Source organism: Nocardiopsis yanglingensis, assembly GCF_045809185.1.
Lineage (GTDB): Bacteria > Pseudomonadota > Gammaproteobacteria > Xanthomonadales > Xanthomonadaceae > Stenotrophomonas > Stenotrophomonas yanglingensis.
Genome location: NZ_JBJNRH010000005.1, coordinates 70,541 through 96,919 on the forward strand (window position 1 = coordinate 70,541; position 26,379 = coordinate 96,919).

At 66.5% G+C, this 26,379-nt stretch carries 27 protein-coding genes and 1 tRNA gene; 8 read left to right on the plus strand and 20 right to left on the minus strand.

Going from position 1 to position 26,379, the window contains the following annotated elements:
- Positions 1-83: 83 nt before the first annotated feature.
- From truD to ACJ7C5_RS09315, 10 genes are all read right to left on the minus strand, one after another.
- Positions 84-1,115: a tRNA pseudouridine(13) synthase TruD gene (gene truD / locus ACJ7C5_RS09270; RefSeq protein WP_412703723.1), complete on the minus strand. Its 1,032-nt coding sequence runs from the start codon at positions 1,113-1,115 to the stop codon at positions 84-86.
- A complete protein-coding gene (gene ispF, locus ACJ7C5_RS09275; protein WP_005409005.1) occupies positions 1,112-1,609 on the minus strand; it encodes a 2-C-methyl-D-erythritol 2,4-cyclodiphosphate synthase in 498 nt (165 codons plus the stop codon). The genes truD and ispF overlap by 4 nt, the downstream gene beginning before the upstream one ends.
- Positions 1,610-1,643: 34 nt before the next feature.
- Positions 1,644-2,342, minus strand: coding sequence for a 2-C-methyl-D-erythritol 4-phosphate cytidylyltransferase (ispD, locus tag ACJ7C5_RS09280; RefSeq protein ID WP_049412797.1), 699 nt, complete (start codon positions 2,340-2,342; stop codon positions 1,644-1,646).
- Positions 2,339-2,692 carry a cell division protein FtsB gene (gene ftsB, locus ACJ7C5_RS09285; RefSeq protein ID WP_014036740.1) on the minus strand — a complete coding sequence of 118 codons (354 nt, stop codon included), beginning with the start codon at positions 2,690-2,692 and terminating at the stop codon, positions 2,339-2,341. Before ftsB ends, ispD begins: the two co-directional genes overlap by 4 nt.
- 4 nt (positions 2,693-2,696) lie before the next feature.
- Complete coding sequence (eno, locus tag ACJ7C5_RS09290) at positions 2,697-3,989, minus strand: phosphopyruvate hydratase (protein ID WP_032130116.1); 1,293 nt, start codon at positions 3,987-3,989, stop codon at positions 2,697-2,699.
- Positions 3,990-4,085: 96 nt separating this feature from the next.
- Complete coding sequence (locus ACJ7C5_RS09295; RefSeq protein ID WP_412703724.1) at positions 4,086-4,415, minus strand: hypothetical protein; 330 nt, start codon at positions 4,413-4,415, stop codon at positions 4,086-4,088.
- On the minus strand, positions 4,415-4,762 hold the full coding sequence (locus ACJ7C5_RS09300; RefSeq protein ID WP_094000069.1) for a hypothetical protein: 348 nt from the start codon (positions 4,760-4,762) through the stop codon (positions 4,415-4,417). Before ACJ7C5_RS09300 ends, ACJ7C5_RS09295 begins: the two co-directional genes overlap by 1 nt.
- Positions 4,759-5,589, minus strand: coding sequence for a 3-deoxy-8-phosphooctulonate synthase (gene kdsA / locus ACJ7C5_RS09305; RefSeq protein ID WP_014036736.1), 831 nt, complete (start codon positions 5,587-5,589; stop codon positions 4,759-4,761). Before kdsA ends, ACJ7C5_RS09300 begins: the two co-directional genes overlap by 4 nt.
- Positions 5,590-5,678: 89 nt before the next feature.
- Complete coding sequence (gene pyrG / locus ACJ7C5_RS09310; protein WP_032130113.1) at positions 5,679-7,343, minus strand: CTP synthase; 1,665 nt, start codon at positions 7,341-7,343, stop codon at positions 5,679-5,681.
- 400 nt (positions 7,344-7,743) lie between these two features.
- Positions 7,744-7,977 (minus strand): hypothetical protein, encoded by a 234-nt coding sequence (locus ACJ7C5_RS09315; protein ID WP_088025598.1) that lies wholly within the window; start codon positions 7,975-7,977, stop codon positions 7,744-7,746.
- Positions 7,978-8,149: 172 nt separating this feature from the next.
- Here ACJ7C5_RS09315 and parE point away from each other — a divergent pair, with 172 nt between their 5' ends.
- From parE to ACJ7C5_RS09330, 3 genes are all read left to right on the plus strand, one after another.
- Positions 8,150-10,039 carry a DNA topoisomerase IV subunit B gene (gene parE, locus ACJ7C5_RS09320; protein ID WP_049447768.1) on the plus strand — a complete coding sequence of 630 codons (1,890 nt, stop codon included), beginning with the start codon at positions 8,150-8,152 and terminating at the stop codon, positions 10,037-10,039.
- Between the two features lie 278 nt (positions 10,040-10,317).
- Entirely contained in the window at positions 10,318-10,896 is a 579-nt protein-coding gene (locus ACJ7C5_RS09325) for a GNAT family N-acetyltransferase (RefSeq protein WP_049421510.1), read from the plus strand.
- Between the two features lie 109 nt (positions 10,897-11,005).
- On the plus strand, positions 11,006-12,502 hold the full coding sequence (locus ACJ7C5_RS09330) for a S10 family peptidase (RefSeq protein WP_412703725.1): 1,497 nt from the start codon (positions 11,006-11,008) through the stop codon (positions 12,500-12,502).
- A gap of 414 nt (positions 12,503-12,916) precedes the next feature.
- Here the strand turns inward: ACJ7C5_RS09330 and ACJ7C5_RS09335 are convergent, their stop codons facing one another.
- Both ACJ7C5_RS09335 and ACJ7C5_RS09340 read right to left on the minus strand, forming a co-directional pair.
- Complete coding sequence (locus ACJ7C5_RS09335) at positions 12,917-14,038, minus strand: inorganic phosphate transporter (protein ID WP_412703726.1); 1,122 nt, start codon at positions 14,036-14,038, stop codon at positions 12,917-12,919.
- A 13-nt stretch (positions 14,039-14,051) separates the two neighbouring features.
- A complete protein-coding gene (locus tag ACJ7C5_RS09340) occupies positions 14,052-14,678 on the minus strand; it encodes a DUF47 domain-containing protein (protein WP_004152833.1) in 627 nt (208 codons plus the stop codon).
- Between the two features lie 292 nt (positions 14,679-14,970).
- Here ACJ7C5_RS09340 and ACJ7C5_RS09345 point away from each other — a divergent pair, with 292 nt between their 5' ends.
- Together ACJ7C5_RS09345 and ACJ7C5_RS09350 are read left to right on the plus strand one after the other, a co-directional pair.
- Positions 14,971-16,275: a hemolysin family protein gene (locus ACJ7C5_RS09345; RefSeq protein WP_088025595.1), complete on the plus strand. Its 1,305-nt coding sequence runs from the start codon at positions 14,971-14,973 to the stop codon at positions 16,273-16,275.
- Complete coding sequence (locus ACJ7C5_RS09350) at positions 16,259-16,918, plus strand: exopolysaccharide biosynthesis protein (protein WP_412703727.1); 660 nt, start codon at positions 16,259-16,261, stop codon at positions 16,916-16,918. The genes ACJ7C5_RS09345 and ACJ7C5_RS09350 overlap by 17 nt, the downstream gene beginning before the upstream one ends.
- A gap of 88 nt (positions 16,919-17,006) precedes the next feature.
- On the opposite strand, the gene ACJ7C5_RS09355 is transcribed toward ACJ7C5_RS09350, so the two are convergent.
- The 4 genes from ACJ7C5_RS09355 to ACJ7C5_RS09370 form a co-directional block, all read right to left on the minus strand.
- Entirely contained in the window at positions 17,007-17,504 is a 498-nt protein-coding gene (locus ACJ7C5_RS09355; protein ID WP_049445693.1) for a pyridoxamine 5'-phosphate oxidase family protein, read from the minus strand.
- Positions 17,505-17,572: 68 nt separating this feature from the next.
- On the minus strand, positions 17,573-18,568 hold the full coding sequence (locus tag ACJ7C5_RS09360) for an LLM class flavin-dependent oxidoreductase (protein ID WP_412703728.1): 996 nt from the start codon (positions 18,566-18,568) through the stop codon (positions 17,573-17,575).
- Positions 18,569-18,779: 211 nt separating this feature from the next.
- Positions 18,780-19,547, minus strand: coding sequence for a sulfurtransferase (locus ACJ7C5_RS09365; RefSeq protein WP_412703729.1), 768 nt, complete (start codon positions 19,545-19,547; stop codon positions 18,780-18,782).
- 343 nt (positions 19,548-19,890) lie between these two features.
- On the minus strand, positions 19,891-20,256 hold the full coding sequence (locus tag ACJ7C5_RS09370) for a DUF6164 family protein (protein WP_412703730.1): 366 nt from the start codon (positions 20,254-20,256) through the stop codon (positions 19,891-19,893).
- Positions 20,257-20,326: 70 nt separating this feature from the next.
- Between ACJ7C5_RS09370 and ACJ7C5_RS09375 the strand changes: the two genes are divergently transcribed.
- Complete coding sequence (locus ACJ7C5_RS09375) at positions 20,327-20,761, plus strand: FKBP-type peptidyl-prolyl cis-trans isomerase (RefSeq protein WP_088025589.1); 435 nt, start codon at positions 20,327-20,329, stop codon at positions 20,759-20,761.
- Complete coding sequence (locus tag ACJ7C5_RS09380; RefSeq protein ID WP_412703731.1) at positions 20,748-21,995, plus strand: TIGR03862 family flavoprotein; 1,248 nt, start codon at positions 20,748-20,750, stop codon at positions 21,993-21,995. The genes ACJ7C5_RS09375 and ACJ7C5_RS09380 overlap by 14 nt, the downstream gene beginning before the upstream one ends.
- Positions 21,996-22,045: 50 nt before the next feature.
- Here the strand turns inward: ACJ7C5_RS09380 and ACJ7C5_RS09385 are convergent, their stop codons facing one another.
- From ACJ7C5_RS09385 to ACJ7C5_RS09400, 4 genes are all read right to left on the minus strand, one after another.
- On the minus strand, positions 22,046-22,507 hold the full coding sequence (locus ACJ7C5_RS09385) for a GNAT family N-acetyltransferase (RefSeq protein WP_412703732.1): 462 nt from the start codon (positions 22,505-22,507) through the stop codon (positions 22,046-22,048).
- A gap of 102 nt (positions 22,508-22,609) precedes the next feature.
- Positions 22,610-24,232: an FMN-binding glutamate synthase family protein gene (locus tag ACJ7C5_RS09390; protein WP_043402155.1), complete on the minus strand. Its 1,623-nt coding sequence runs from the start codon at positions 24,230-24,232 to the stop codon at positions 22,610-22,612.
- Between the two features lie 55 nt (positions 24,233-24,287).
- On the minus strand, positions 24,288-25,574 hold the full coding sequence (locus ACJ7C5_RS09395; RefSeq protein WP_088025586.1) for a nucleotide sugar dehydrogenase: 1,287 nt from the start codon (positions 25,572-25,574) through the stop codon (positions 24,288-24,290).
- 143 nt (positions 25,575-25,717) lie between these two features.
- Positions 25,718-26,152, minus strand: a complete 435-nt coding sequence (locus ACJ7C5_RS09400; RefSeq protein WP_032128935.1) for a BLUF domain-containing protein — start codon at positions 26,150-26,152, stop codon at positions 25,718-25,720.
- A gap of 131 nt (positions 26,153-26,283) precedes the next feature.
- Here ACJ7C5_RS09400 and ACJ7C5_RS09405 point away from each other — a divergent pair.
- Positions 26,284-26,370, plus strand: a tRNA-Leu gene (locus ACJ7C5_RS09405).
- Positions 26,371-26,379 lie beyond the last annotated feature (9 nt).

Here is a 26,379-nt window from a genome sequence, read left to right on the forward strand (position 1 = left end):
ATGGCGTGGATCTACTGTGGCGAGCGGAGGAAAGTAGATCCACGCCATGCGTGGATGCTCTTTGCCTCCGCCCCCTTTTCTGCTCAGGCCTGCGAGGCGTCCTCGACCGGGCCGAGCTCGTGCAGCACGGCGGTGGCGTAGCAGCCTGGGGGCAGTGCGAACGACAGTTCCAGCACGTCATCGGCCAGCCACTGGTGCTGCAGCAGCGCCGGGCGCAGGCGCAGCGCGCGGCGTTCCTGCTTCAGGCGCGCGTCTTCCAGGCCGGCCCGCAGCGCTTTCGATTCCTCGTCATCCAGCGCGGCCAGCTCCAGCTCGCGTGCCGCATCGGTGCTGCGCAGCTCGCCTTCACCCCACAGCGGCGCGCTGGGATGAATGTCGAAACGCGCCAGGCGCTCGGCCAACACGTCGGTGTACGGCTCGGGTCCGAACACGCTGCGGCTGCCATCGAGCATCCACACCTCACCCTCCAGCGGCTGATCCCAGTTGCCCTGCTCCACGCGCGCGGCCAGCACGCGGTTGAACAGCGCCGAACGAGCGGCTGACAGCAGCAGCGAACGCTGATCCTTGCGCATGCGGCGGCCACCGAACATCGCCAGTGCCGCCGGCACATTGCCGCCGTCGCGGCCAAAGCGCTGCTCGCCAAACCAGTTCGGCAGGCCGCGCTCGGCAATCTGCTGCAGGCGTTCGCTGATCGCTGCGGCATCGCCCTGCACTTCACGCAGCACCAGCTTGAAGCGATTGCCGGCCAGTGCACCGCGCTGCAGCTTGCGGTTGTGCCAGGTGGCTTCGAGCACTTCGATCTCGTCACTGGCCAGCTCGCCCAGGTCCGGCGCAATGCGCTTGGGCAGGTGCACGCTGAAACGCTGGGTGGTGACCGCGTGCCGATCCTTCATGCCGGCGTAGCTCACCGCCATTTCCGGCAGGCCCGCCCACTTGGCCAGCACCTTGGCCACATGCACGGTGTTGGCGCCGCGCTTGCGGATGTGCAGCAGCAGGTGCTCGCCTTCACCGGTGGCCTCGAAGGCCGGCAGTTCGTCAACCTGGAAATCGTCCGGCGTGGTGCGGATGCGCGCCGTCAACAGCGGCGCACCGAACGCCAACGGCAGCGGAATCATGCCGCCACCAGCAACACGACCGCCTGTGCGGCAATGCCTTCACCACGGCCGGTGAAGCCCAGCTTTTCCGAGGTGGTGGCCTTGACGCTGACCGCATCCAGCGGCAGCTGCAGCAGGCCGCCGATGCGCTCACGCATCGCCAGCGCATGCGGGCCAACCTTCGGCCGCTCGCAGATCACGGTGATGTCGGTGTTGCCGACACGCCAGCCGCGCTCGCGCAGCAGGCTGTCGCAGTGGCGCACGAAATCACTGCTGTCGGCGCCCTTCCAGCGGTCGTCACTGGGCGGGAAATGCTGGCCGATGTCACCCAGCGCCAACGCGCCGAGCATGGCATCACACAGGGCGTGCAGGATCACGTCGCCATCGCTGTGCGCGAGCACGCCACAGCTGTGCGGCACGTTCACCCCGCCGAGCATGATGTGATCGCCTTCACCGAAGGCATGGACGTCGTAGCCCTGGCCTATGCGGACGGGCGGGAACGGTGCGGTGCTCATGGATGCAACCCTTGCAGCAGGGCCGCGCGGACGGTCAGCCGGCGCGGCGGGAAAGTACGAATTCGAACCGGTCCAGATCGGCCGGGGTGGTAACCTTGAAGTTGTCCTCGCTGCCTTCCACCAGCAGCGGACGCTGGCCCTGACGCTCCATGGCCATGGCCTCGTCGGTGACTTCAACACCGGCGGCAGCGGCGTCGGACAGCGCGCGGCTGAGCTGGTGGCGGCGGAACAGCTGCGGGGTCAGTGCGCGCCACAGGCGCTCGCGTGGCTCGGTGCCATCGATGCCACCGTCGTCGCCTGCACGCTTGAGCGTGTCACGCACCGGTGCGGCCAGGATCGCCCCGACCGGATCGGCACGGCCGACTTCAAGCAGGCGGCCGAGATCGGCCAGCGACAGGTTCGGTCGCGCGGCATCGTGGACCAGCACGAATTCGTCGGCGCGCACCGAGTCCGGCAGCGCCTGCAGCCCGGCCAGCACCGAGGCGGCACGGGTGGCACCCCCGATGCAGGTCAGCACCGGCTTGCCGGCCCACTCACTCCAGCCCGGCCAGTCGGCATCGTCCTGGCCGATCACCACCATCGCTCCGGCCACGGCCGGGTGCGCCAGCAGCGCGTCCAACGTGTGGGCGAGCAGGATCTGCCCACCCGCCTGCAGGTACTGCTTGGGCAGCGGCGCACCAAAGCGGGCACCACGGCCGGCGGCCGGAACCACCACCCAGATCGCCGCGCTCATGGCACGTCCGCCGGATGATCGCCCGCCTGCGCACTGACACCTGCCGCGGGCTGCACCGGATGAACCGGTGCATCCTCGACCACGCGGTAGAACTTCTCGCCAGGCTTGATCATGCCCAGCTCGCTGCGTGCGCGTTCCTCGATGGCGGACTGGCCTTCCTTGAGGTCCTTCACTTCGGCAGCGAGCGCGTCGTTGCGCTGCTGCAGACCCTCATTGTCCCGCTCCTGGTTGGCGACCTGGGCTTCGAGCATCATCACTTCACCCGAATTGCCCGGACCGAACCAGAAGCGGTACTGCAGCCAGCCCAGCAGCAGGGCCAGCACCAGCAGCATCCAGCGCCAGTCGCGCATCGGCTCAGCGCTTCAGCGAAACGAACGCGTCACGACCGGCGTAACGCGCGCCGGCGCCGAGGGCTTCCTCGATGCGCAGCAGCTGGTTGTACTTGGCCACGCGATCGCTGCGGCACAGCGAACCGGTCTTGATCTGGGTGGCGGTGGTGGCCACCGAGATATCGGCAATGGTGGTGTCTTCGGTTTCGCCCGAACGGTGCGAGACCACCGCGGCGTAACCGGCACGGTCGGCCATGGCGATCGCTTCCAGGGTTTCGCTCAGGGTGCCGATCTGGTTGACCTTGATCAGGATCGCGTTGGCGGTGCCCGAGTCGATGCCTTCCTGGAAGATCTTCGGGTTGGTCACGAACAGGTCGTCACCGACCAGCTGCACCTTCTTGCCGATGCGGTCGGTCAGCAGCTTCCAGCCGGCCCAGTCGTTCTCTGCCAGGCCGTCTTCAATCGTGATGATCGGGTACTGCGCGGCCCAGTCGGCGAGGAAGTCGACGAACTGCTCGGAGGTCAGGCGCTTGTTCTCGCCGACCAGGTTGTACTTGCCATTCTCGAAGAATTCGCTGGAGGCCACGTCCAGGCCCAGCAGCACGTCTTCACCGGCGGTGTAGCCGGCCTTGCCGATCGCTTCGAGGATGGTGTCCAGCGCTTCGACGTTGCTGCGGAAGTCCGGTGCGAAGCCGCCTTCGTCGCCGACCGCCGTGCTCAGGCCGTGGCCCTTCAGCACCGACTTCAGCGAATGGAAGATTTCGGTACCGGCACGCAGCGCTTCGGAGAACGAAGTGAAGCCGACCGGCAGCACCATGAACTCCTGGAAGTCGACGTTGTTGTCGGCGTGCGCGCCGCCATTGATGATGTTCATCATCGGCACCGGCAGCGACGGGGTCACGCCGGTCTTGGCGGCAAGGTACTGCCACAGCGCCTGCTTGTTCGATGCGGCGGCGGCGTGCGCGGCGGCCATCGAAACACCCAGCAGCGCGTTGGCGCCCAGGCGGCCCTTGTTCTCGGTGCCATCGAGGTCGATCAGGCGACGGTCGAGGCCGGCCTGGTCGGTGGCTTCAAAACCCTTCAGCGCATTGGCGATGGTGGTGTTGACGTTGTCGACGGCCTTGCGCACGCCCTTGCCCAGGTAACGGGTCTTGTCGCCATCACGCAGCTCGACCGCTTCCTTGGTGCCGGTCGAGGCGCCGGAGGGAACCGCGGCACGACCGAACGAACCGTCCTCCAGGATGACTTCGGCTTCCAGCGTGGGGTTGCCACGGCTGTCGAGGATTTCACGGGCGTGGATGCTGCGGATCGTACTCATGGTCGGGCCGGTTACCTGTCTGGAGAGGGGGCGACAAAACGAATGCCGCGTGATTATCCCCGGCTGCCCGCCAGTTGCCAAATGGCCTGGGCGGCATCAGCCCCAGTTGGACCCGATCACGATCAGGACCAGCGACACCAACATCACCAGCAACGCACCAGCAATCGCCGCCAGGATGGGGCCACGCCGCCGTCGCCAGGCCAGCACCATCGCCACCGGGCTGCCCAGGAAGGACAGCACCATCGTGACCAGCGCGCCCAGCAACCACCACTGCGTAGCCTGCACACCGTTGTTTCCGTCCCCCGGCGGCCGGAAACCGGCAGTGAAGGCCAGCACGCCCACCACCAGGGCCATCCAGGTCAACACAGACAGCCCCAGCGCGATCAGGCCCCAGGGCCAGCCGCGCGCTGACGTGCTCGTATTCATCAAAGCAATCCGTAGAACAGGGCACCCAGCCACAGCGAGAGCAGGATGATCGCCAGGCCAGCGGCCACCTTGCCGCGGTTCAGCCGCCACGCAAGTACAGCGGCAGCGACGCAGCCCACGGCACCGAGCAGCTCCACGACCAGCAGCGCAATGAAGTACGCCCGCAGATCGAGTGCGCTGCTGCCATCACCGGGGGGCCGCACGGACGCGGCGCCGATCAGCACCAGGCCGAACATGCCCACCGTGAACAGCACGGCCAAGCCCAGCGCGATCAGGCCCCACGGCCACTGTTTCCAGTGCCGGCGGTGACGCTGGGTTTCCAGCGCCAGCCACGGGTCATGACTCACGCGAAGCGCGAGAAGCCGTGCTTCTTGGTCACCGCATCGAGTTCCATCAGAGTCTCGAGCAGTGCTTCCATCTGGTCCAGCGGCCATGCATTGGGGCCATCGGACAGGGCCTTGGACGGATCCGGATGGGTCTCGGCGAACAGGCCGGAGATGCCCACCGCCACGGCGGCACGGGCCAGCACCGGCACGTGCTCACGCTGGCCACCGGAACTGGTGCCCTGCCCGCCCGGCAGCTGCACCGAATGGGTGGCGTCGAATACCACCGGGCAACCGGTATCGCGCATCACCGCCAGCGAACGCATGTCGCTGACCAGGTTGTTGTAGCCGAAGCTGGCACCGCGCTCGCAGACCATGATCTGCTCGTTGCCGGTGGCCTTGGCCTTCTCCACGACCGGCTTCATGTCCCACGGCGCCAGGAACTGGCCCTTCTTGATGTTGACCGGCTTGCCGGCCGAGCACACCTTGCGGATGAAGTCGGTCTGGCGGACCAGGAACGCCGGGGTCTGCAGCACGTCCACCACCGAGGCCACCTCGTCCATCGGGGTGTACTCATGGACGTCGGTCAGCACCGGCACGCCGATCTGCTTCTTGACCTCGGCCAGGACCTTCAGACCCTCTTCCATGCCCGGGCCACGGAACGCGGTGCCCGAGGTGCGGTTGGCCTTGTCGAAGCTGGACTTGAAGATGAAGTTGACGCCGAGCTTGTCGGTGACTTCCTTCAGCTTGCCGGCGGTATCGAGCTGCAACTGCATCGACTCGATCACGCAGGGGCCGGCGATCAGGAACAGGGGCTGATCCAGCCCAACCTCGAATCCACACAGTTTCATGGCGTTTCCTTGTTGTCCGCGGCACCGGCCGGGCCGGTGCGCTGGGGGTTGAAGCGTGCAAGATGGGGGCCGATGGCCCCCATCACAAGTCAGGCGCGGGCTTCCTGCAGCAGCTTGCCGCCGGCCTTGCGCTCGCGCGCGGCACGAATGAAACCGATGAACAGCGGGTGGCCGTCACGCGGCGTGGACAGGAACTCCGGGTGCGCCTGGCAGGCCAGGAACCACGGGTGCGCATCGCGCGGCAGCTCGACCACTTCCACCAGGGTGTCGTCCATCGACTTGCCGGCGATCACCAGGCCCGCATCTTCCAGCTGGGTGCGGTAGCGGTTGTTGAACTCGTAGCGGTGGCGGTGACGCTCGGCGACCACGTCCTTGCCGTACAGCTCACGGGCCAGCGTGCCCGGCTTCAGGCGCTGCTCCTGCAGGCCCAGGCGCATGGTGCCACCCAGGTCGCTCTTGTCATCACGCTTTTCGACGTCGCCGGTTGCCGTGCGCCATTCGGTGATCAGGCCGATCACCGGGTTCGGCGACTGGCGGTCGTTCTCGGTGCTGTTGGCGCCTTCCAGGCCGACCACGTTGCGGGCGTAATCGACGACAGCCGCCTGCATGCCGTAGCAGATGCCGAAGTACGGCACGTGCTGCTCGCGGGCGAACTTCGAGGTCAGCACCTTGCCTTCGAAACCACGGTCACCGAAGCCACCCGGCACCAGGATGCCGTCGACATCGGCCAGCGCGGCCATGTCGGTGCCTTCCAGGTCCTGTGCTTCCAGCCACTTCAGGTTGACCTTGGTGCGCTGGCGCAGGCCGCCATGCTTGAGCGCTTCACCGACCGACTTGTAGGCATCCTGGTGATCGACGTACTTGCCGACCACGGCGATGGTCACTTCGTCCAGCGGATGCAGGGTCGCGTCGACCGCGTCCTCCCACATCGACAGATCGACCGGGCCGACCTTGTCGGCCAGCTTCAGCTGGTTGACCACGATCTCGTCCAGACCCTGTGCGTGCAGGCCCGACGGAATGCGGTACAGCACGTCCACGTCCGGCACACTGATCACGGCGCGCTCGGAGACATTGGTGAACTGGGCGATCTTGCGGCGCTCCGAATCCGGCACGGCCTGTTCCGAACGGCACAGCAGCACGTCCGGCTGGATGCCGATCGAGCGCAGTTCCTTCACCGAGTGCTGGGTCGGTTTGGTCTTCAGCTCACCGGCGGCGCCGATGTACGGCACCAGGGTGAGGTGCATGAACAGCGCCTTCTCCGGGCCACGCTCGGTGCGCACCTGGCGGATCGCTTCCAGGAACGGCAGCGACTCGATGTCGCCGACGGTACCGCCGATCTCGACCAGCGCCACGTCGTAGCCTTCGGTGGCTTCGTCGATGCAGCGGCGGATCTCGTCGGTGATGTGCGGAATGACCTGCACGGTCGCGCCCAGGTAGTCGCCGCGGCGCTCCTTGCGGATCACGTTCTCGTAGATGCGCCCGGTGGTGACCGAGTTCTTGCGGCTCAGGCGTGTGCGCACGAAGCGCTCGTAGTGGCCCAGGTCGAGATCGGTCTCGGCGCCGTCGTCGGTGACGTAGACCTCACCGTGCTGGAACGGGCTCATGGTGCCCGGGTCGACGTTGATGTACGGGTCGAGCTTCATCATCGTGACCTTCAGGCCACGGGCTTCGAGAATGGCGGCCAGCGACGCGGCGGCAATGCCTTTGCCGAGCGAGGACACCACGCCGCCGGTTACGAAAATCAAGGGAGTCATGGCTGCAAGCATCCTGTCTGGAAATGGAAAACGGCAGCACCACGCGCACCCGGAGGGCGGGCATGGTGCTCGGAGGGGGTTTTCCGGTTCGCTGGGACAGCGAGGGAGGTGCGGGTCCGTGCGGCGGCAGGCGCCGGACGGGGACCATCGTGCGAGGTCGGGGTGGCCGTGCCGGTCAAATCGACCGTCACCTGCGACCCGCCATGCTGGAAGCCACGCTTGGCCGCTCCAGCCCATTCGCAAATGGTGGACACGCACTTACTCCCGGAAAGCCATAGTTTACAGATTGATGGCCGCCAACCCAAGAGGCAGATGGCACGCCACTAAAAAGAAACGCCCCGCAAAGCGGGGCGTTCCGGAGCGCAACCCTTGTCGCAAGGGCGTTTGGCAGGTTGCGGGATCAGCGCTTCTTGCGCGCCTCTTCCTCTTCTTCCTTCTGCGGGGCCGGCTGGCCCTGCGCCTTCATTTCGGCATTGGCCTGGGCGCGACGCTTGGCCTTGGCATCGGCCTCGGCCTGCGCCTTGTCGGCCTGGTCACCCTGCTGCGGGGCCGGCTGGCCGGCGTTCTGCGCCATCACCAGCGGCACTGCAACGGCGGCAGCGGCCAGGATCGCAATGGTCAGCAACTTCTTCATGAGGTCCTCCTCGCGGTATGGCTTGGATGTTTCGACCCAACGGGGGTCGCCGGCGTTCAGATTCCAGCGGCTGCCATTTTACCCCCTCTGCGTCGCCGAGACTGAACCGCAGGCGTGCAAAATCCCGTGCCAGACCCCACACTTGCCCGTCGCTCCAAGCTTTCGAAGACAGATGAACGCCCGTTATAACGCCGCCGATATTGAAGTCCTGTCCGGCCTTGACCCGGTCAAGCGCCGTCCCGGCATGTATACCGACACCGCGCGCCCGAACCACCTGGCGCAGGAAGTGATCGACAACTCGGTGGACGAGGCCCTCGCCGGCCATGCCCGCTCGATCGAGATCACCCTGTACAAGGACGGCAGCGTGGAGGTCAGCGATGACGGCCGCGGCATGCCGGTGGACATCCACCCGGAAGAGAAGATCCCGGGTGTCGAGCTGATCCTCACCCGCCTGCATGCGGGCGGCAAGTTCAGCAACAACAACTACACCTTCTCCGGCGGCCTGCACGGTGTCGGCGTCAGCGTGGTCAATGCACTGTCGACCCTGGTCGAGGTGCACATCAAGCGCGAAGGTGCCGAGCACCGCATCACCTTCCGCAACGGCGACCGCGCCACCCCGCTGGAAGTGGTCGGCAGCGTCGGCAAGAAGAACACCGGTACCCGCGTGCGCTTCTGGCCGGACCCGAAGTACTTCGACACGCCCAAGTTCGCGGTGCGCGCGCTCAAGCACCTGCTGCGCGCCAAGGCCGTGCTGTGCCCGGGCCTGACCGTGAAGCTGACCGACGAGGCCACCGGTGAAGTCGATACCTGGTACTACGAAGACGGTCTGCGCGATTACCTGAAGCTGGAGCTGGGCGATCGCGAGATGCTGCCGGCCGAGCTGTTCGTCGGCAACCTGAAGAAAGACACCGAGATCGTGGACTGGGCCGTGGCCTGGCTGCCGGAAGGCGAGCTGGTGCAGGAAAGCTACGTCAACCTGATTCCGACCGCCCAGCACGGCACCCACGTCAACGGCCTGCGTACGGGCCTGACCGAGGCGCTGCGCGAGTTCTGCGACTTCCGCAACCTGCTGCCGCGTGGCGTCAAGCTGGCCCCGGAAGACGTGTGGGACCGGGTGTCGTTCGTGCTGTCGCTGAAGATGACCGACCCGCAGTTCAGCGGCCAGACCAAGGAGCGCCTGTCCTCGCGCCAGGCCGCCGGCTTCGTTGAAGGCGCCGCCCACGATGCCTTCAGCCTGCTGCTGAACCAGAACGTGGACCTGGGCGAGAAGATCGCGCAGATCGCCATCGAACGCGCCAGCGCGCGCCTGAAGACCGAAAAGCTGGTCGTCCGCAAGAAGGTCACCCAGGGCCCGGCCCTGCCTGGCAAGCTGGCCGACTGCATCAGCCAGGACCTGTCGCGCACCGAGCTGTTCCTGGTGGAAGGTGACTCGGCAGGTGGCAGCGCCAAGCAGGCACGCGACAAGGATTTCCAGGCGATCATGCCGTTGCGCGGCAAGATCCTGAACACCTGGGAAGTCTCGTCCAACAGCGTGCTGGCCTCGGAGGAAGTGCACAACCTGGCCATCGCCATCGGTTGCGATCCCGGCAAGGACGACATCAGCGGCCTGCGCTACGGCAAGGTCATCATCCTGGCCGACGCGGACTCGGACGGCCTGCACATCGCCACCCTGCTCACCGCCCTGTTCCTCAAGCACTTCCCGGCGCTGGTCGATGCCGGCCACGTGTTCGTGGCGATGCCACCGCTGTTCCGCATCGACGTGGGCAAGCAGGTGTTCTACGCCCTGGACGAGGAAGAAAAGCGCTCGATGCTGGACAAGATCGAACGCGAGAAGATCAAGGGCGCGATCAACGTCACCCGCTTCAAGGGCCTGGGCGAGATGAATCCGCCACAGCTGCGCGAGTCGACCATCCACCCGGATACGCGCCGCCTGGTGCAGCTGACCGTGGACGATCGCGAGCAGACGAGCTCGCTGATGGACATGCTGCTGGCCAAGAAGCGTGCGTCCGACCGCAAGGGCTGGCTGGAGTCGAAGGGCGATCTGGCTTCGCTGGAAGTCTGATCCCGGCGCGGGGTCGGATCCGTTTCCCGACAGGAAACGGCTCTGACCCGGTTGCCCGGTAGTGGCGGGGGGGGGGGGGGGGGGCGGCGCGCATGAAAAACGAAAGAGAGGGGGGGGCCGCCGGCCGGCCGCTGGCCGGCAGATCTGCATGAATCAACTGGATATCGAGGTTGCCGGCCAGCGGCCGGCACTACCGGTCCATGCGGCCCAGGGCATTACACCCCCATCGGCAAACCCGGCGGCGCCATAATGCGCGTCCATCCGCGTGGACCACCGTATTGGCCAGCCACTCGCTGCTGTTCCCGGGCCTGCCGCTGCACAGCGCACGCCTGGTCCTGAGCCCGATCCGCCGTGACGATGCGGCCGCCCTGTTCGCGATCCAGTCCGATCCGGACGTGATGCGGTTCTGGAACCACCCGGCGTGGACGCGACCGGCCGAGGCGCGCGCGCAGATCGACGATGACCTGGCCGCGCAGGCCACCGGCACCCAGCTCAAGCTGGCCGTGCGCGAAACGCTGGACGGCCCGTTGCTGGGCATCTGCGTGGTGTTTGCCCTGGACCGCGATGCCGCACGTGCCGAAATCGGCTACCTGCTGGCCCCCGACAGGCAGGGCCAGGGCTACATGCACGAAGCGCTGCAGCACTTGCTGGACTACCTGTTCCAGACCCTGCGCCTGCATCGCGTGGAAGCCGAAGTCGACCCGCGCAACCGGCCCTCGGCACACGTGCTTGAACGGCTGGGCTTCCACCTGGAGGGCGTGCTGCGGCAGCGCTGGCGCATCCAGGGCGAACTGTCCGATTCGGCGGTATACGGCCTGCTGGCCGACGACGACGTGCGCACACCCCTGCCCGCTTGACCCAATCTGGCCAGTGGCAGCCTCCACGCGCGGGCATGCCTTTGGACACATTCGGCATGCCCGCCACCGGCCTAGCATCGGAACCCCCTTCCGCTGCCGATACGGTGCCATGAAGTCCCTGCTGCACACTGCCGCGCTCTGCGTCGGCCTGCTCATCGCCCCTGCCAGCGTGCTGGCCGCGCCCGACGCCGACACCAAGGCCGATCCAAAAGACGACAAGACCGAAGCACCTGCGCTGCCCGCCGATGCATCGGCCCGCCAGAGCACGCGCCTGGCCGGCCGCACCCTGGACTACACCGCCACCGTCGGCACCCTGCCGGTGCGCGATGCGAAGGGCAAGGTGATCGCCGACGTGGTGTTCACCGCCTATACGATGCCGGGCAAGGACCGGCCGGTGACCTTCGCGCTCAACGGCGGCCCGGGTGCATCGTCGGTCTACCTCAACATGGGTGCGATCGGGCCCAAGGTGGTCACCTTTGGTTCGGAGGGTGACAGCGCATCGGCACCCGCCACCCTGCACGACAACCCCGGCACCTGGCTGGACTTCACCGATCTGGTGTTCATCGATCCGGTCGGTACTGGCTTCAGCCGCGCGCGGATCGGCGACGATGAAGCCAAGAAGGCGTTGTACAACCCCAGTGCCGACGTCGAATATCTCTCGCGCTCGATCTACGACTGGCTGCTGCGCAACCAGCGCATGGCCTCGCGCAAGTACCTGACCGGCGAGAGCTATGGTGGCTACCGTGGCCCACGCATCACCCACTTCCTGCAGACCCGGCTGGGCGTCGCGATGAACGGCCTTGTGCTGGTCTCGCCCTACCTGAGCCCGACCCTGGAAGACAACGCCGACGTCTCGCCGATGGCGTGGATGCAGACGTTGCCGTCGATCGCCGCGGCGCACCTGGAGCGCCAGGGCAAGCTGACCGATGCGGCGATGCGCGAGGTGGTGGAGTACACCCGTGGCGACTACGCCACCGCGCTGATGAAGGGCCGCAGCGATCCGCAGGCGACCGAGGCGATGCTGCGCCGGGTCACCGAGCTGACCGGGCTGGACCCGCAGTTCGTGCGCCGCGCCGGTGGCCGCCTGGAGACGCAGGCCTATCTGCGTGAGGTGTTCCGCGACAAGGGCACGCTGGGCAGCCGCTACGACTCCAACGTGACCGCGTTCGATCCGTTCCCGAATGATCCGGAACAGCGCGCCAACGATCCGCTGCTGGACAGCATCATTGCGCCGACCACCACGGCGATGGTCGACTTCGTGACGCGTGTGGTCGGCTGGAAGGTGGATGCGCGCTACCAGGCGCTGAACTACGACGTGAACCGGTTGTGGGACCGCAATGGCGAGCTGCGCCAGGGCGCGGTGACCCAACTGCGCCAGGCGGTGGCGATCGATCCGCATCTGCAGGTGCTGATCGTGCATGGCTGGAACGATCTGTCATGCCCGTTCATGGGATCGATCCTGACGGTGGACCAGATGCCGGCGATGGGCAGCAACCCGGACCGGGTGCAGGTGCGGAGCTATCCGGGCGGGCACATGTTCTACAGCCGGGCGGACAGCCAGGCAGCGTTCCGCAAGGATGTGCAGGCGCTGTTCCAGCGTAACTGAGGGGTTTGGCCGGGCCTGCGGCCCGGCACCCGCAGAATCAACGGCCACTGCAACGGCAACTGCAGAAGCCGGGGTTCCGTGGGTTGGCGAGGTGGGATGGGCAGGCGGGGGACGGCAAAAACTGCTCCTGCGTGCCTCGTAGAGCGCCATCCATGGCGCTCTGCGCCCCCGCCTACCCATCCCCCCCCGCCTTCGACAGTTTCCGGGCGCTGTTGGTGGGTGCCGACCGTTGGTCGGCACGGGATCGGATCTCGGTTTCTGCTCTGGTAGGTGTCGACCTTGGTCGACACGATGGGTGCAGAAGAATTGTTTATCCAATGAAAAAAGCCCGCCGGAATACGGCGGGCTTTTTCGTTTGTCGGGGTCAGATCCTTTTCCCGCAGGGAAAGGGCTCTGACCCCAAGGCCGCTGGCATCAGGTCCAGCCGAACAGCTCGAACAGCTTCAGGATCAGGTACGCGCAGCCACCGGCGGCCGGAATGGTCAGGATCCAGGCCCAGACGATGCGTTCGATCACGCCGAACTTCAGCGAGCGCGGGTTCTTGGCGAAGCCGACGCCCATGATCGCGGTGGAGATGCTGTGCGTGGTCGAGACCGGCATGCCGAAGTGGGCGGCCAGGGTCAGGATGGTGGCCGAGCTGGTCTCCGCGGCGAAGCCGTGGATCGGGTGCAGCTTGACCATCTTGTGGCCCAGGGTCTTGATGATCTTCCAGCCACCCGAGGCGGTACCAGCGGCCATCACCACCGCACAGGTCAGCACGATCCACATGGCGATGCCGTCACCGGCATGCGCGTCCGGGTGCATGAAGGCCAGCCAGGACGGCAGGTCGTTCAATGCGCCGGTGGCTTCGGCACCGATCAGTGTCATCGCGATGATGCCCATGGTCTTCTGCGCGTCGTTGTGGCCGTGGGCGAAGCCCATGTAGGCCGCCGAGGCGATCTGGGCCTTGCCGAAGAAGGCGTTGACGATGCGCGGACGGGCCAGGCGGCCGATGGCACCACCGATCCTGGCCAGGCCGGCGATCAGCGCCCACAGCAGCACCATCACCACGATGCCGAGCAGGAAGCCGGCGATCGGCGAGGTGATCATCGGCACGAACACCTTCCACAGCAGGCCCTTGTTCTGCGCCCAGCTGCCCAGGCGCTCGGACCAGATCAGTGCGTCCCAGTTGTTGTGGGCCGCGGCCAGGCCAGCGCCGCAGAGGCCACCGATCAGCGCGTGCGAGGACGAGGACGGCAGCCCCTTCCACCAGGTGATCAGGTTCCAGATGATGCCGCCCAGCAGGGCGCACAGGATCACCTGCGGGGTGACGTCGACCACGTTGGTGTTGAGCAGGCCCGAGGCGATGGTCAGCGCCACCGCGGTACCGGTCAGTGCACCGAGGAGATTCATGAAGGCGGCCAGCATCACCGCCCAGCCGGGCGAGAGCACCTTGGTCGCCACCACGGTGGCAATGGAGTTGGCGGTGTCGTGGAAGCCGTTGATGAACTCGAAGACGAGTGCGGCCAGGATCACCACCAGGACAAGGGTCAACATGCGGCGGCGTCCGTCAGCTGTTCTTCAACACGATCTGGTACGCCACCACACCGGCCTCGCGGCAGCGGTCGATGGCCTTTTCCAGGATCTCGAAGAATTCCTTCAGCAGGAACATCTGCAGGTTGTCCAGGCGGCCCGAATAGATGTCGCGGTACAGCTCGAGCATCAGGCGGTCGGCCTCGTTCTCCAGCGAGCGCAGCTTCTCGTTGAGCGCGGTCATCCGGTCCAGGTTCATGTGGCGCAGGTCGGCCACCATCTCCACCACCACGCCGGCGGCCTGTTCCAGCATCGCCGCGCGCGGCGCGAAGTCGATGTGCTCCAGGTGGGTCGTGGCCAGCGAATAGCGATCGGCGAACTTCTCGATCTGCTTGGGAATCTTGTACAGCGCCGAGCCCAGCGCTTCGATGTCTTCGCGCTCGATCGGGGTCATGAAGCTGTCCACCAGCGCCTGGCTGATCTTGTCCGAGGCCGCGCGTTCGCGCAGGCGGGCCAGCTTGAAAGCGTCCAGCGCGGGCTGGCGGTCGGCCTCGCGCAGCATGGAATGCAGCGCCTTGGCGGCGTCGGAAGCCGCGACGGCAGCCTCATCGAGCAGGGTGTAGAACTGTTTGCCGGAACCGAAAATGGTCTGCAGAGAGAACATTGAGAAACCTGTCAGCCGTCGCGGGAAGGACGGCACCAGACGGAATTATGACGGCTAGATGACCATCTCGGGTATCCCTGCCCCCTTTCCGGGCCTTGGCCCGCCCAACCTGAACAGGCAGTTGCCACCCTGCCACGCCCCTTTGCTAAGATGCCAGCGCGCCTTCGGGCGCACCTTATGGACGACGACCCTTATCCCCCTGCGCCGCGCCGGACCCTGTTCCTGAGCGCCAGCCGCCATCGCAAGCACCCGCCCTCCCTGCCACCAACCGGGGACGACGCCCGTGTTTGAAATGATCCTGATTGTCTTCGCGCTTGTTCTGCTGAACGGCTTCTTCGCCATGTCCGAGATGTCGGTCATGACCTCGCGCAAGAGCCGCCTGAAGCAGATGGCCGCCACCTCCAAGCGTGCCGCCAAGGCGCTGGAGCTGTCGGAGAAGCCGGAGAGTTTCCTGTCCACCGTGCAGATCGGCATCACCGTGATCGGCGTGCTGACCGGCTACCTCGGCGGTGAAGCACTGGGTGAAGCCTTCGCCGGCTGGATCCAGGGCCTGATGCCGGGCTTTGCCTACGCCGGCAACATCGGTACCGCGCTGGCGGTCAGCCTGATCACCTTCATCACGCTGATCTTCGGCGAACTGGTGCCCAAGCGCCTGGCACTGACCCGCTCGGAGGCCATTGCCGGCCTGGTGGCGATGCCGATGAGCTGGCTGGCCAAGCTGGCCCTGCCCTTCGTCTGGCTGCTGTCCAAGACCACCCAGCTGGTGCTGCGCCTGTTCGGCCTGGGCAAGGATGAAGTCGCCTCGGTGACCGAAGAAGAGATCCGCATGCTGGTGGCCGAGAGCCACGAGGCCGGTGTGATCGACGCCCACGAGCGCGACATGATGAACCGCGTCATGCGCCTGGGCGACCGCACCGCCGACAGCCTGATGACCCCGCGCAACCGCATCGCCTGGCTGGATACCCAGGCTGGGCTGGAGCGCAACCTGGAAATCATGGCCGAGCACGAGTTCTCGCGCTACCCGGTGCTGCGCGACAACGACATGGACGTGGTCGGCGTGCTTGAACTGAAATCGCTGGCCACACGCATGGCGCGCGGCGACAACGCGCTGTTCCAGACCCTGCGCGAACCGCTGTACGTGTCTGAATCCACCCACGCGATGAAGCTCCTGGAGATCTTCCGCGAGGAACAGCAGTCGATGGCGCTGGTGGTGGACGAGTACGGCGAGATCCAGGGCCTGGTGACCATCAGCGACCTGATGGGCGCGGTGGTCGGCCGCCTGCAGGCGGTGGAGAACGCCGACGAAGATGCGTTGGTGGTGACCCGCGAAGACGGTTCGCTGCTGGTGGACGGCTCGCTGCCGATCGAGGACCTGCGCGAGCTGATCGGCAGCAACGATCTGCCCGATGCCGAGGATGGCGATTACTACACGCTGGCCGGCATGTGCATCCACTACTTCGGCCGCATCCCGCACGCGGGTGAGTACTTCGACTGGGCCGGCTGGCGCTTCGAGGTGGTCGACCTGGATGGTGCGCGGGTGGACAAGCTGCTGCTGCGCACGCTGTCCGACGAGCAGGCCGATGAGCTCACCGCCTGAGGCCGGCCAGGGTCCGGGCGTTGAGCGCCCGGCCTACCGTAACGAGGGCATCCGCACCCTGCTGGAGATGTTCGCCTCCGGCGACCCGGCCGAGCACATGCCGCTCGGCCAGATCCTGTGCAACCTGCAGCAGAGCGCGTTCGGCGTGTTCCTGTTCGTGGCGATCCTGCCATCGTTCATCCCGATCCCGGGCATGGGCGGCGCGGTCAGCGGCCCGCTGGTGATCCTGATCGGCCTGCAGATGCTGTTCTGCCTGCGGCGGCCGTGGCTGCCTGGCTTCATTGCCCGCCGTGGACCGAAACGCGGCACCATGCACCGCTTCCTAGACCGCATCGACCGCCCGCTTCGGCGCCTGGACAAGATGTTGAAACCGCGCCTGCCGCAGCTGCTGACACCGCTGCCGGCACACGCCTTCAGCGGCCTGCTGCTGGTGCTGCTGGGCATCCTGCTGTCGCTGCCGATTCCCTTCACCAACTTCCTGTTCGGCTTCCAGCTGCTGCTGTTCTCGCTGGCGCTGCTGGAACGCGATGGTGCGCTGATGCTGTTCAACTGGATCGCGGCGCTGGCGGCGATCACGTTCTTCGGTTTCAGTTCGGGGCAGCTGGTGGGCTACACGGTGGAGCTGTTCCAGCGTTGGTTCTGAGCACCGGAATTCATCGGGGTTGCCCCATCCACGCATGGCGTGGATCTACCGGGATGCAGTAGATCCACGCCATGCGTGGATGGAACGATCATCGAAGGTCGATGAATCCGTTGTCGGCCAACGGCGCGGGCTCGTCCTGCACCGCCGACAGCACGAAACTCAGCGCCGTCCCCAGCAGCGTGCCCGGGCCATCCCAGTATTCGGCCGAGTCGGCGCGCACCTGGATAAGGCGCAGGTTCGGGTCATCCTTGCCGCCCGGGAAGAACAGCTTCATCGCCGGCGACCACAGCTCTTCGATCTTCGCGCGGTCGTCGACGATGCGCGCACGCCCTGCCACCGACACATAGGTATTCTTCGACGGTGAGGCGTAGGCCACGTTGACGTATGGATCAAGCGCGATCTCGGCGACCTTGGGGCTGTCGGCGGTGATGACGAACCACAGATCACCGTCGAAGGTGACCTGCTGCGTAGCCAGCGGCCGGCTGTAGAGTCGTCCATCGACGCCGGTCGTGGCGAACATCGCCACCTCGACGTCCTTGATCAGCTCGGCCAGTTGGGCGATGTGTTCGGCGCGGGTATCAGCCATGTGGGGGCTCCATCGGTGTGAGCCCCCATCAGACGCGGTTCGGCCGCAATGGGCCGTGACGCAATTGTTCAGCCCGCGTGGCGGGCATGCCAGGCGTGCATGGCCAGTTCGAACGAGCGCAGGCGCGCGCGGTGGTCATACAGGTTGGCGGTGAGCATCAGTTCATCGGGCTTGTGGCGCTCGACAAACGCGGCGATGCCTTCGGCCACCTGCTGCGGATCCCCAAGCACGGTGCAGGCCAGTGCCCGCTCCACACCCAGTTTTTCATGCGGTTCCCAGAAAGCTTCGATATCGTCGATCGGTGCCGGGATCTTGCCCGGTCGACCTCGGCGCAGGTTGACGAAACTCTGCTGCTGGCTGGTGAAGAGGCGGCGCGACTCGGCTTCGCTGTCGCTGGCAACGACGTTCAGCGCCAGCATCGCGTGCGGCTGCTTCAACGTCGCCGAGGGGCGGAATTCGCGGCGATATACCGCCAAGGCTTCATCCATCACATCAGGCGCGAAGTGCGAGGCGAACGCATAGGGCAAGCCCATCGAGGCGGCCATGCGTGCGCCGAACAGGCTCGAACCGAGGATCCAGGTCGGCACCCGCAGGCCGCCTCCGGGAACGGCCTGCACTGCCTGGCCAGGCTGCACCGGCTCGAAATAGTGCAGCAGCTCACGCACGTCCTGCGGGAACTGGTCGGCGCTGTCGAAGTAGCGGCGCAGTGCACGCGCGGTTGGTTGGTCGGTGCCCGGGGCACGGCCCAGGCCGAGGTCGATACGATCCGGATACAGCGAGGCCAGCGTGCCGAACTGCTCGGCCACCTGCAGCGGCGCGTGGTTGGGCAGCATGATGCCGCCTGCCCCGACGCGGATGCGCTTCGTACCTCCGGCAACATGGCCGATCAGCACGGCCGTAGCGGCACTGGCGATGCCGGGCATGTTGTGGTGTTCGGCCAGCCAGTAGCGGCGGTAGCCCAGCGCATCGGCGTGCTGGGCCAGTTCCAGCATGTTGGCGAAGGCAGCGGTGGTGTCACTGCCCTCGCAGACCGGGGCCAGGTCAAGGATCGACAACGGGATCATCAGCGGTTTTCCGTTACAGGATCCCCCATGCATGGGGTCGGCCAAGCGCGGCGGCCAGTGACGGTGGCGGGATGCTGATTCCCGTGGGGCAGGTGTAGAGCCGAGCCCATGCTCGGCTGCTGGTGGACCACGAAAGGCAGCCGAGCGCGGGGTGGGCTCTACAGAGGCAGCGGAAAGCAGCCGGCCAGCGGCCGGCTCTACCAAGGAAGCGTCAGAACGCGCTGGGGCGCGGCTCCGGCAGCGGCTGGTCGACCATCGGCTTCAGTTCGGCATCCAGCGCCACGCGCTCATCGAACACGAAGCAGCGGCCTTCATAGCCTTCGCCGCCCACCTCCTCGAAGTAACCGAGGATGCCGCCATCGAGCTGCAGCACGTTTTCCATGCCGTCGTTGACCATCCACAGCGCGGCCTTCTCGCAGCGGATGCCGCCGGTGCAGAAACTGACCACGGTGCTGTCCTTCAGCGCTTCGCGGTGCGGCGCCAACGCCTCGGGCAGGTCGGTGAACTTGTGGATGGGCAGCACCAGCGCATCCTTGAAGGTGCCGTACTCCACTTCCTGCAGGTTGCGGGTATCGAGCATCACCACCGGCTTGCCAGCGTCGTCATGCCCCTGCCGCAGCCAACGCTGGACGGTGGCCGGATCGACCGCCGGGGCGCGCGGATACTCCAGCGGCTGGCCGTCATCGCGGCGGAAGCTGATGATCTCGTCCTTCACCTTGGCCTTCAGCCGCGCGAACGGCTGATGCTCGCTCAGGCTGGTCTTGACCCGCATATCAGCAAAACGCGCATCGGCATGCAGCGCGGAGTAGAAGCCCTCGACCGCCTCTGGCGCACCTGCCAGGAACAGGTTCAGCCCCTCGCCCGCCACCAGGATCGTGCCGCGCAGCTGCGCCGCCTCGGCGCGCGCCAGCAACTGGTCGCACAGGGCCTGGGGAGCGTCGATGACGGCGAAATGGTAGGCAGCGGTATTGGCGATCATCCCGCTATTTTAGCGCCAGACCGCCCCAGGGTCAGATTTTCACGTTCATCCACGCATGGCGTGGATCTACAGAGCTCATGAACCTGTCAGAGGCGTGGCGGTGTGGGCAGGCGGGGGCGCAGAGCGCCATGGGCCCGGGGCATGCGCCGGGCGGGTTGGGCAGGACGCCCAACCCAGGTCTTGCCGTGTGCGCAGGAGAGCGCACACGAGCAAGGCGCTCTACGAGGCACGCAGGAGCAGTCTTTGCCGTCCCCCGCCTGCCCACACCACCACGCCATCCCACGGAAACCAGCTTTTGCCGTTGCCTCTGCGGGTGCCGGGTGCAACCCGGCCAGAAGCCCCCTTACCCCCGCAACAGCACGAACGGCAGCAGCACCAGCGCCGCCGCACCGGCCATCGCCAGCAGTACCAGCACCACATATGCCGGCCGCCGCCGGAACAGGCTGCCGAACGTCTCCGCCGTCCCCTCGCGCAACGCCTGCTCGCGCTCGGCACGGATGCGCGGCCCGCGTTCGGCCTGGTACCCGGCCATCAACGCCTTGGCACGCGGATGATCGGCATCTTCGCGCAGCCACAGGCCGCCATTGGAGATGCCCCACGGGCTGGGTTCGGTGCGATACCAGGCGATGCCGTGCTGGTCGAGCAGCATGCAGACATCGGCATATTCGTCGTCGCCGACATTGCGCAGATTGAGCAGGAGTTTTGCCATGCCCCCATGATACCCGGCGCCGATGCGCTACCCTTGCCGCCCTCGCCCCGCGCCCTTCTGGAGACGCCCGATGCGCCGCCTGCTGCTTCCCCTGCTGCTGTCCCTCGCCGCCGTTGGCTGCTCGACCGAACCCTCCGGGCCGCCGCCGGGCGGCACCCTGACCACCTTCGAGCGCATCGATACCGTGCCCGGCACCGGCGCCGAGGCCGTCTCTGGCAGCAAGGTCACCGTGCACTACACCGGCTGGATCTACGACAACCGCACCGAAACCAAACACGGCAAGACCTTCGACAGCTCGGTCAGCCGTGGCGAACCGTTCACCTTCGCGCTCGGCGCCGGCCAGGTCATCCGCGGCTGGGATGAAGGCGTGGCCGGCATGAAGGTCGGCGGCAAGCGCACGCTGATGATCCCGCCGGACTACGGCTACGGCGACCGCCGGGTCGGCCCGATCCCGGCTGGCTCGTCGCTGGTGTTCGATGTCGAGCTGCTCGATGTCAAACCGTAATACCGCAACGTCTCCGCGGGTCGCCGTCATCGGCGGCGGCCCGGCCGGCCTGTTTGCCGCCGAGCGCCTGCGCGCCGCTGGGCTGGAGGTCGACCTGTACGAGGCCAAGGGTTCGCCCGGCCGCAAGTTCCTGATCGCCGGCAAGGGCGGCCTCAACCTCACCCATTCCGATCCGCGCCCGCTGTTCGACAGCCGCTACCGCGAGCAGGCCGAAACGGTCGGTCGCTGGCTGGATGGCTTCGACGCACAGGCACTGCGTGACTGGGCCGCCGGCTTCGGTGTGGAGACCTACGTGGGCAGCTCCGGCCGCGTGTTCCCGGTCGACCGCAAGGCAGCGCCATTGCTGCGCGGCTGGGTTCGTCGCCTGAAAGAACAGGGGGTGCGCCTGCACGCCAACCACCGCTGGATCGGATGGAGCGACGACGGCGCCCTGCGATTTGAAACCGAAGACGGCGCCGTTGAAGTGCATGCCGATGCCACCCTGCTGGCCATGGGCGGCGGCAGCTGGCCGCAGCTGGGCAGTGATGGCGCCTGGGTCGCGCCTCTGCAGGCGCGTGGCGTGGACATTGCGCCCCTGCAGTCGGCCAATTGCGGTTTCGACGTGGATTGGACGCCGTTCTTCGCCCAGCGCAATGCCGGCGCACCGTTGAAACCGGTGGTCGCGCACTGGATCGACCTGGCAGGACAGCCGCAGTCGCTGCAGGGCGAATGCGTGGCCAGCGAGTACGGTATCGAAGGCAGCCTGATCTACGCGCTGGCGGCTGACCTGCGCGAGACCATCAACCGCGATGGCCACGCCATGCTCTGGCTGGACCTGGTGCCGGGCCGCGACGAGGCGCGCCTGCTGACCGATCTGTCACGCCCGCGCAAGGGCCGCAGCTTCGGCGAACACCTGCGCCGCCAGGCCGGCCTGGATGCAGTGAAAGCCGCACTGGTGTTCGAGATTCTGGGCAAGGAAGCGGGCAACGACCTGCCTGCCGTGGTGGCTACGCTCAAGCGTCTGCCGCTGCGCCTGCTGCGTCCCCGGCCGATGGCCGAAGTAATCAGCACCGCCGGTGGCGTGCGCCTGGATGCGCTGGACGATGGTCTGATGCTGCGGGCAGTGCCCGGCGTGTTCTGTGCCGGCGAGATGCTGGACTGGGAGGCACCGACGGGTGGCTACCTGCTGACCGCGTGCTACGCCAGTGGCCTGCGTGCTGCGGACGGCATGACCGGGTGGCTGGCGGCGCAGTGACGCGTGCCTTGTAGAGTCGAGCATGGCTCGACTCTACAATTGTAGGGCGCTCACCACGGCCGGCGCATGCTCACCGAGGCCAGCGCCACGCCGCTGGGATGCGGGTAAGCCTCTTCGCGCACGCTGATGAACCCCTGCCGTTGATAGAACGGCACGGCGTTGAGCGAGGCCGACAGCACCACCTCACGCCCAGGATCGGCCATCGCCAGCAGGCGCTGCATCAGCGCCTGGCCGATGCCCTTGCCGCCACGATCCGGATCGACGAACAACGCATCGACTTCATTGGCATCGGTATCGAACACACCGAAGCCAAGCAGACCGCCCTGCCCGTCCTCGGCCACCACGCAGCCACCCTGCCCGATCAACCGTGCGTACTGCGACGGCGGCGGCGAGGCCGACCACGGTGCGATGACCTCCGCCGGATAGTGGCTGCTGCAGGTCTCGCGAACGCAACGCGTACGCAATGCCCACAGCGTGGCCACGTCGTCCATGGTGCCGGTCCTGAACTGCATGAGGTCTCCTTGTAGCGTCGAGCCATGCTCGACTGTTCTTCGCTCCAACGTCGCGATGCCTGATAGAAAAGCAGTCGAACATGGCTCGACGCTGCAGAGACGTTATCGCGACTTGCTGGCGCGCAGTGCCTGGATCTTCGGCGGCGGCTGGAAGGAATCGCTGCGTGCATCAGCCCAGAACGCATGGAACACCGCGTGGTCCGGCACCTTGTGCAGCAGCTCGCCCGGTTCCAGGTAGCGGTACAGCGAGGCCAGCGAACGGATTTCCACCGGCGAAACACGGCGCAGGATGTGTTCCGGCCCAAGTTCAGCCGGATCGTTCAGGCCCGCGGCACACAGCAGTTCCTTCAAGGCATGCAGCGTATGCTCGTGGTAGCTGTACACACGGGTGGCCTTGTCCGGTGCATCCAGATGCTTCCAGCGTGCGGGATCCTGGGTCGCGATGCCGGTCGGGCACTTGTCGGTGTGGCAGCTCAGTGATTGGATGCAGCCCAGCGCGAACATGAAGCCTCGGCCGGCATTGCACCAGTCAGCCCCCAGCGCGATGGTCCGCGCGATGTCGAACGCACTGGTGATCTTGCCGGCCGCACCGATGCGGATGCGATCACGCAGGTCGAGGCCGACAAGGGTGTTATGCACCAGCAGCAGCGCCTCGTGCATCGGCACGCCGACATGGTCGACGAACTCGGCCGGTGCCGCGCCGGTGCCGCCCTCGGCGCCGTCGACCACGATGAAATCCGGCAGCAACCCGGTTTCCTGCATCGCCTTGGCAATGCCGAACCACTCCCACGGATGGCCGATGGCCAGCTTGAAACCGACCGGCTTGCCACCGGACAGCTCGCGCAAGCGGGCGACGAACTGCAGCAGCTCGACCGGCGTCGAGAACGCCGAGTGACGCGAAGGCGACACGCAGTCCACACCCATCGGCACGCCACGCGTCACCGAGATCTCGGCGGTCACCTTCGGCGCCGGCAGCACGCCACCGTGGCCGGGCTTGGCGCCCTGCGACAGCTTGATCTCGATCATCTTGACCTGATCATGGGTGGCATTGGCAACGAAGCGCTCCTCGCTGAAACCGCCCTTCTCGTCACGGCAACCGAAGTAGCCCGAGCCGATCTCCCACACCAGGTCACCCCCCATCTCGCGGTGGTAGGGCGAGATCGAACCCTCGCCGGTGTCGTGGTAGAAGCCGCCCTGGCGCGCGCCTTCGTTCAGCGCGCGGATCGCATTGGCCGACAGTGAACCGAAGCTCATCGCCGAGATGTTGAACACACTGGCCGAATAGGGCTTGGCACAGTTCGGGCCGATCAACACGCGGAAGTCATGCTTGGCGATGGCGGTCGGCGCCAGCGAATGATTGATCCACTCGTAATCCACCGCATAGGTGCTGCGCAGGGTGCCGAACGGCACCGTGTCCATCTCGTTCTTGGCGCGCTGGTAGATCAGCGCCCGCTGCTGGCGCGAGAACGGCACGTCTTCCAGGTCGCTCTGCACGAAGTACTGGCGGATCTCCGGGCCGATCGATTCCAGCCCGTAGCGGAAGTGCGCCATCACCGGATAGTTGCGGCGCAGCGTGCTGCGCTTCTGCAGCAGGTCCCAGGTCCCCAGCGCCACCATCGCGGCAGTCAGGCCGACGCCCCAATACCAGGCCGGCCAGATCGTGGCCAGCCACAGGCATATCGGGAACATCAGGATGGCGAGCAGGTAGACGATATACCGGTGCATGGCTTTCCTCGGTTGCAACTGCCCCCGAGTCTACCGCGCCGTTCGCTGCCCGGGCTTACAAACGATCGTCAACCACGTTGCGCGGCCAGGCCGATTTCACGTCGTAGACCAGGCCACCCGGCGCCAGCAGTTCCCGGATTGCACCTTCATCCATTGCCTTGAAACGGGCGTGGGCCACCGCCAGCACCACCGCGTCATAGCGCCCCGCCCCTGGCTCGGCCAGCCAATCCAGGCCCTCGTCGGTCAATGCCGCCGGGCCGACCCACGGGTCGCTGACCTCCACCTGCGCACCGGCATCGCGCAGCCGTTGCGCCAGTTCCAGCGCGCGGCTGTTGCGAAGGTCCGGGCAATCCTCCTTGAAGGTCACGCCCAGCACCAGGATGCGTGCGTCCGCCGGCGCACGGCCACGCTCGGCCAGCATCGCCAGCACCCGCGCCGCCACGTGCTCGCCGACGCGGTTGTTGACCTGTCGTGCGGTGTGGATCAGGTCCGGGTGGTAGCCCACGCTCTCGGATTTGTGCAGCAGATAGTACGGATCGACGCCGATGCAGTGACCGCCGACCAGCCCCGGCCGGAACGGCAGGAAATTCCACTTGCTGCCGGCGGCGTCCAGTACGTCCTGGGTATCGATGCCAAGCCTGTCGAAGATCAGGGCCAGCTCGTTGACCAGCGCGATGTTGACGTCGCGCTGGATGTTCTCGACCACTTTGGCCGCTTCGGCCACCCGCATCGACGGTGCCGGGAACGTACCGGCGGCGATGATGCGCTGGTAGAGACCGTCGATCACCGCGGCGACTTCCGGTGTCGAGCCGGAAGTGATCTTGCGGATGTCGGCCAGGCGCCGCTGGCGGTCGCCGGGACTGACCCGTTCCGGGCTGTAGCCGCAATAGAAGTCTTCGTTGAAGCGCAGGCCCGAACCCTGTTCCAGCAGCGGCACGCACACTTCCTCGGTGGTACCGGGGTACACGGTGGACTCGTAGATCACCAGATCGCCGGCGCGAAGATGACTGGCAATCAGCCGTGTCGCCGAACGCAGGGGCTCCAGGTCGGGCTGCTCGTATGCATCGATCGGGGTCGGCACGGTGACGATGTAGACATTGCAGGCATCGAGCAGTGCCGGATCGCTGCCGTACTGCAGCAGCTGCGCATTGGCCAGCTCGTCGGCTTCCATTTCCAGCGTGTGGTCCTGGCCGCTGCGCAGCTCGGCGATGCGACCGGCATCGATATCGAAGCCCAACGTCGGCCACTGCCGGCCAAACGCCACCGCCAACGGCAGGCCGACATAGCCCAGGCCGATCACCGCAAACCGGGGTGCGCTGGCCGCCGCTACCGGCGCACTCATCGGCACATCCCGCGCAACGGATGCGATTGCAGATACGCTGCCATGGCTTCGGCCAACACACTCATTTGCTGCACCACTCCGGGGAAACCTGCGCCAGAAAGGCTACAGCCTACCGGCCCCGGCGCCCTGCCGCCAAGGCGGGCTCAGGAACCCAACGCCACCGCGGCAGGTTCCAGTTCACCGTCGGCGCCGGTCCAGGCCTGCAGCAGGCGCTCGAATCCACCGCTGCCAAGGAGGAAGCCGGGCCACGCGGCATCGACGATCTGCGCCAACAGCTCCGGCTCGATCCGCCGCGTGCCCATTGACCAGCGCGGAAATGCGCGCTGCACCACGGGTGCACGGCACAGCACTTTCAGCTGCCCGTGGCTGCGCGCGTTGAGGATGCGCTGGAACACCGAATCGATGCCGTCCTCCGGGCCTTCCAGATACTGAAGGAAACGTGCTCCGTCGAACATCAGGACACCGGTGACACCGGCCACACGATTGAATGCCGTGGCGTCGGCCAGCAGGCGGTCAAGATCGGTTGTCTGCAGATCGGCGCGGGCCTCACTGGCATAGGCAATCGCGTGCAGCGACATCAGGTGGCTCCCCCCCTGGGAACGATGGCAGGGACTATGACATGAATGCGATCGACAGTTAAGCGCGCCGCCGCCGTGATGCAATCCAGTCGCAGTACCGCATGTGGGCTACAATCGGCGCCGCGCTGCAGGCCCGGATGGCGAAACTGGTAGACGCATCGGACTTAAAATCCGCCGGGGGCAACCCCATGCCGGTTCGATTCCGGCTCCGGGCACCACACGCACGC